Origin of the sequence: uncultured Gimesia sp. (genome assembly GCF_937910335.1) — a bacterium.
Taxonomy (GTDB): Bacteria; Planctomycetota; Planctomycetia; order Planctomycetales; family Planctomycetaceae; genus Gimesia.
The window spans coordinates 1-5,723 of sequence record NZ_CALEMX010000600.1; the positions used below are offsets into that span (position 1 = coordinate 1).

General features: G+C 46.2%; 4 protein-coding genes. 1 reads left to right on the plus strand and 3 read right to left on the minus strand.

Annotation, left to right across the window (positions count from 1 at the left end):
* A partial coding sequence (locus Q0668_RS24510; RefSeq protein ID WP_298869184.1) for a hypothetical protein occupies positions 1-617 on the plus strand: 617 nt, incomplete at its 5' end.
* Positions 618-1,011: 394 nt separating this feature from the next.
* Here Q0668_RS24510 and Q0668_RS24515 read toward each other — a convergent pair.
* From Q0668_RS24515 to dxs, 3 genes are all read right to left on the minus strand, one after another.
* Positions 1,012-1,947 carry a diguanylate cyclase gene (locus tag Q0668_RS24515; protein WP_298869185.1) on the minus strand — a complete coding sequence of 312 codons (936 nt, stop codon included), beginning with the start codon at positions 1,945-1,947 and terminating at the stop codon, positions 1,012-1,014.
* Positions 1,948-2,218: 271 nt separating this feature from the next.
* Positions 2,219-3,628: a hypothetical protein gene (locus Q0668_RS24520; RefSeq protein ID WP_298869186.1), complete on the minus strand. Its 1,410-nt coding sequence runs from the start codon at positions 3,626-3,628 to the stop codon at positions 2,219-2,221.
* Positions 3,629-3,684: 56 nt separating this feature from the next.
* Positions 3,685-5,598, minus strand: a complete 1,914-nt coding sequence (dxs, locus tag Q0668_RS24525; RefSeq protein WP_298869187.1) for a 1-deoxy-D-xylulose-5-phosphate synthase — start codon at positions 5,596-5,598, stop codon at positions 3,685-3,687.
* Positions 5,599-5,723: the final 125 nt, after the last annotated feature.

Here is a 5,723-nt window from a genome sequence, read left to right on the forward strand (position 1 = left end):
TTTGCTTTTCCACAAACTCAAAAAAACTATACGCAGTGAATCCATTAAAAGGCACGCTTCATATTTGGGATATATCCAGTGCCAAACACGAAAATCAATTAAGCATCAATCGGTCCGTTCAATTGACTCAGTTGGTTCCCCTTGATGAGAATATCATCTTTATAGCAACCCTAAATGGAGATGTCTGGAATCTCAATCTCAAAAAGAAAAAGCTATCGCTTTTACACAAGCCGTCCATTAATGATCGTGATCCGCTCTATATTCATTCTATGGTTTTTGATCAGAAAAGTTCACAGTTGAATCTGATCCGAGGCAATGGTTCGGTCGAGTTTTTGGGATATCAGGGAGAGCAAATAACAAAAGTAACAAGAATCGAGTTAAAGTATGATGTACGATGTGCCGCTTTTTCGAAGGATTTTGCCAATTTTGCAATTGCTGATTGGAACAACAATGTGAACGTCCTGCTAACGAACGATTCGAAACCTGTTCGGAAAATAAAATTGGATGAAAATATTTATGATCTCGCTTTCGGTCTTACAAAGGATTTATTAATTATATCGCAAGATGTCGGAACATGTTTGGGTATTAATACGAAAAATGCACAGGTGAACTGGTAGATATCCTGCAGATCACTCTTATTAAAAACTCTTATTTCTGAGGATGGAAATTACATTTATGTTTTGGTAGGAAGAATCAGAAAGATGCGGTCCAAGACGGGCACTGCTGCTTTTCATATTCACCGAATTTCAGATGGGCGATTGGTATATCAGCAGAAATTAAAAGGAGATATGCCTAAAGCTCTAGAAGTCTCTCCAGATGGTAAGTTCGTTGCGACTCTATCTGAGGGTGAAATCAGTCTTTGGGAAATTGAATCCGAATCACAAAACTGATAAAGTATCACGTCTCTAAACTACGGGCAAAAATTTCAAAACGTGACATCGTTTCGAAGGGGCGAGCTATGCGACAGCAATTCAAAAAACAGCGGAAGTGTCATTCGACCTGGTCGCTTTTTCAAACTGCCTGTTTGTGTTCGTAGGAGTTGCTGTCTTGAATGATCAGCTGGTTACGGCCTTTTTTCTGTGATTTGGCCAATGCATGTAAACCACGGTCCAAGACCAGTTCTGCCGAGTCACCGGGAACGCACGAAAGATAAGCAAGACTGGCCGTTACTACGACTTCCGGGCTATTTGTTTCCAGACGGAAATGGTGATGACGAATGGCGTCACGGATGATTTCCGCATGGGTTTGACCCTCATCGATGGAAACGCCGGGAAACAGAATTGCGAGCGTGTCTGAGTTCCAAATGCAAATGACATCTTCATCTCTTACTTTATGTAAGATCAGACGAGAGATCGTTTTCATAAACTTGATCGGGGCCATGATTCCAAAACGTTCTTTAAGCTGTTCATACTGATTCATTTGCACTAGCAGCAGGCCACTGTTCAGATCAGTTGATGTTCCTGCGAGTAACATCATTTCCAGATTGGCTTCAAAGGCTGAAGTGTTTGGCAGCTTTAAATGTGTTTGTTCTGGTTGAAACACCCACTGCATTGCCGGAAAGTCCTGGGTTTTCTTTTTTTCTGGAATGATTTCAGGCGGTCTTTGTTTCTGATCCGCAACTTTCCGTTCAATTACTCGATTAATTAAGTCCAGCAAGTTAGTGCGTTTTTTGGTGAGTTCGTTCGTTTGCTCTTTCGTCAGCATCAGTCCCGGAAACTTCTCTAGCAACAGGCAGGCGGATTGCGCTGTATCCAGAGCCTCTTTCACATGCTGAAAACAATTTTGAATATGTTTTTTCGCGCGGCGAAAATCGCGTGCAGGAGCGCTCTTGCCGAGAAAGTAACCTGCCGTAAAACCCAGAATGACGGCTACCAGTAATCCGGCACCGAAACAAATCAGAGCTTCATTCGAGAGGGCATACAAGGATGCTAATACGATAGTTTTCATGCATCTGTTCCTGAACGGGAAGCAAATACGTTTCTCTCTGGGGAGAGTAAACTGTGGTTGTCAGAGACTCATTATTAGTCAGAGGTGACTCAACGCGTAGAAAACTATTTTAAGTTCTACACAAATGAAGCTTAGTACACAGTTCTGAGGGATGTGTCCTGCAAATTAGTGTGGGGCAGGAAACGGGAGTGGGGTTGTTATGAATGTGTCGGTAATGCGGTTGATCAGATCATAATTCGATGCTTAGAGCACCTGAAATGAAGTGCGAAGCTTATTTTCTTTCGCTGGTTTCTGCAGGTCCTGCCTGTACGGGAGCCGCCTTTGCTTCGAGAAATTCAAGACTCAGGACAATGTCTGTATCCCGATTAGCCAACTGATCGACCAGTTTTTCATCCACGGTAAAGACGAATGAAATCTGTCTGCCGGTGGGAGCCGTACACAGGTAATAAATCCATTGCACGGGTACTTCATTTGACTTGCCGGCCACTGTGACTCGGTGAATATATCTTCCATCCTCAGGAGAGAGGTTTTCCGCTTTGAGAATTTGGACCAGCTTCTTGCCTAGAGAGGTACGAATATCCTGCTGGAACTGTTCCTCTGAGGTATGGCTGCCCGGTTTGACGGATGGGATTTTTGAGATGTTGACTTGCGCGATCAGACTCCCTTTATCGAGCAACCTTAAGACGGCAACCTGACCTGTCTGATGAAAGACATACCAGTCTCGCGGGAGAAGTAATCTTACATTCCAGGGAGGTTCGAAACTCAGAAATCGAGCTTCCGGTTTTGTTTCCAGCGGGATGGTCTCTAGAACTTCATCGGTCAGTGGTCCTGGTGTCTTCGTCAGTGTACGATCCCATTTTACTTTGGCAGTGACATTCATTCCCGGACTGACAGAACCAACAGAGCGTTTTTCTGTTTGTTCCATTTCCAGATGGCTGATGAAATTTTCCTGGCGCTGAAACTGAAGCATGCCTGTGATTGAGATTTCTGTTTGCGCGCCGACAGTGGCGCCGTCTATTTTTCCCTGAAAGCTGATCTGAGCGACATCTGCTTCCACAGATTCCAGTTTGCAAGTCAATTCCGACTTCAAAACTGCTTCGAGCCCTGTCAATGACTGAAGTACCCATCGATCGGGTGTCCAGACTTCACCTACTTCTACATCCGATTGAGGTAAGAGTGCTATCACAGGCAGGCTATCTCCCGGAGAGTTGAGCAATTCCAATTCTGATGGCATGAGAGGTCCGGTGGGGGAATGTAAGGCCAGGCCTTCTGAAGTGCCTTCCGCGACGATCATGCGATTTTTATCTCGACCGCGGGCATATGTTTTCTGCCCCTGAACATCAATCTTTGCTGTGGCGGATTCGTAATAGCGTAGTGATCTGAGTGATTCTGCATCACGCCCTGTTCCGGGGAGTCTTCGTTCCAGATACTGAAGCTTGCCTTCTACATCGAGCTTGAGTGATCGTGCCTTTCCCGATTTGATTGCTGTTTCCAGTTGACCTTCCACTTTGATGGTGGAATTGACATTAAACGTGCGGCTGTCTTTGATCGGTTCACTGAATTCGTAGGTTTCTGCAAAAGCGACTTCCAAATCCCAACAGAGGCTGGTTGTACTCACAGCAAGAGAAAGGCAGAACAAACTTAGAATCCGTGAGTGAAAAACAGTATTCATTGAAAACATTCGGAAAGCTCCGTAGATCAAGCATCCATACTGATTGGAGAATGAAAGAAGGGGAATTATTCGTTTACTGTTACTTTTGTCTGTTCAACCATCTCACGAGCAGTTGCTATAATTCCAGCAACATCCAGCCCGAGGTCGATCAGTAGTTCGTTTCGATTACCATGTTCGATGAAGCGGTCAGGAATTCCGAGTCGTTTGAGATGGCTTGTGTTGAGTCCGGCATCGTTAGCCGATTCCAAAACGGCTGAACCAAAACCGCCACAAAGTGTACCCTCTTCGATGGTAATCACAAAGCCCGATTCCTGAATCGCCTGATTGATTACATTTGTGTCTATTGGTTTGGAGAATCGGGCATTGATCACACCGATATCGAGCCCTTCCTCGCGGAGTTTTTCCGCGGCCTGGATACAATTGGTAAAGAGGGAACCAAATGCGATGAGCATGCCGTCTTTACCCCAGACATAGACTTCTGATTTTCCAAGCTCGATGGGTGCAACATCCCTCTCGACGGAATCAGCGGGTGCTTTCGGGTATCGAATGGCCGTTGGTCCCTGATGCTGCAGCGAGAAGTTAAGCATAGGTTCGACATCCCGGGCATCTCCGGGGGACATCATTACGAGATTGGGGAGGCACCTCATGAAGGTGTTATCAAAGGCTCCGTGGTGAGTGGGTCCATCTTCGCCCGCGATTCCGGCCCGGTCCATACAGAATGTAACGGGTAGATTCTGTAACGCCACTTCCTGGAAAATGTGATCGAAGCTGCGTTGCAGGAACGTGCTGTAGATGTCAACAACGGGCCGCAACCCTGATTTGGCCATGCCTCCTGCAAAAGCAACCGCATGTGCTTCACAAATCCCGGTATCAAAAAATCGATCGGGGAATCCATCACGAATTTTTCCCAGTTTGTTTCCAGCACACATTGCCGCTGTAAGGACAACCACTTTTTCATTCTCGGTCATTGCTTGAAAGATCGAGCTGCTGATTACATCGGTAAATGATTTGGATGTAGTGCTGCCGGGCTGTTCGGCAGCCACAATTTCATTTTCTTCATTGCGCTGGAAGGGTGCCGGCGCATGAAATGAGACGGGATCATTAGTAGCCGGTTCAAAGCCATGCCCTTTTTCTGTTAACACATGCAAGAGGACAGGTCCTTTGATGTTTTTGATCATCTGCAGGTAACCGGAAAGTTCTTCAATATTATGACCATCCACAGGTCCAATATAGCGGAAGCCCATTTCTTCAAACAGAATTCCCCCGTGCAGAAAACCTTTCACAGCTTCCTTGAAGCTGCCCAGCGTATGTTCCATCGATTCGCCGACGACAGGAACTTTATTTAATAACCAGGAGACATCCCGTTTTAAACCATTATAGAACGGGGCCACACGGGCTTTGTCGAGATATTTGGCCAGTCCTCCGACACGTGGGCAAATTCCCATTTTATTATCATTGAGAATGACGAGGACATCTTTATTCAAACCGGCAGCATTATTCATGGCTTCGAACACGATACCCGAAGGCAGGGCACCGTCTCCAATGATGGCCACCGATTTGCGGTCTGATTCACCTGTCAGATCATCACCGGCTTTCATGCCGAGGACTGTTGAAACGCTGGCCCCTGCGTGTCCCGTCATGAAGAGGTCGTATTCACTTTCTTCAGGATTGGGATAACCCATCAGCCCACCTTTGCGGCGGATTGTTGAAATTTGAGGGTAGCGACCGGTGAGTAATTTGTGGGGATAGATTTGATGTCCCGTATCCCAGATGAGTCGGTCATGTGAAAAGTCGAATGCGATATGCAAGGCAATGCAGAGTTCTACAACCCCGAGGTTACTGGCGAAGTGAGCTGACCGATCTTCCACGACGGTACATAAGACTTCACGAATTTCTGCAGCCAGTATTTCGAGTTCACTCCCGGATAAAGTTTGCATATCAAGCGGTGACTTGATCCGCGGTAGAATTTCGATTTTCATCAGTGGTCTCGTTCCAATATAAAATGGGCCAGTTCTTCCAATCGTTGGCCGTGGCTCCCTAGTGGGGCGATCGAGAGGCACGCTTCGTCAATCAAATTTTGAGCGCGCCGGCGACTTTCATCAAC

What these genes read in the sequence shown, in the direction of transcription:
- Q0668_RS24520 (WP_298869186.1), bottom strand. Translation starts at nt 3,628, where the DNA reads ATGTTTTCAATGAATACTGTTTTTCACTCACGGATTCTAAGTTTGTTC.
- dxs (WP_298869187.1), bottom strand. Translation starts at nt 5,598, where the DNA reads ATGAAAATCGAAATTCTACCGCGGATCAAGTCACCGCTTGATATGCAA.
- Q0668_RS24515 (WP_298869185.1), bottom strand. Translation starts at nt 1,947, where the DNA reads ATGAAAACTATCGTATTAGCATCCTTGTATGCCCTCTCGAATGAAGCT.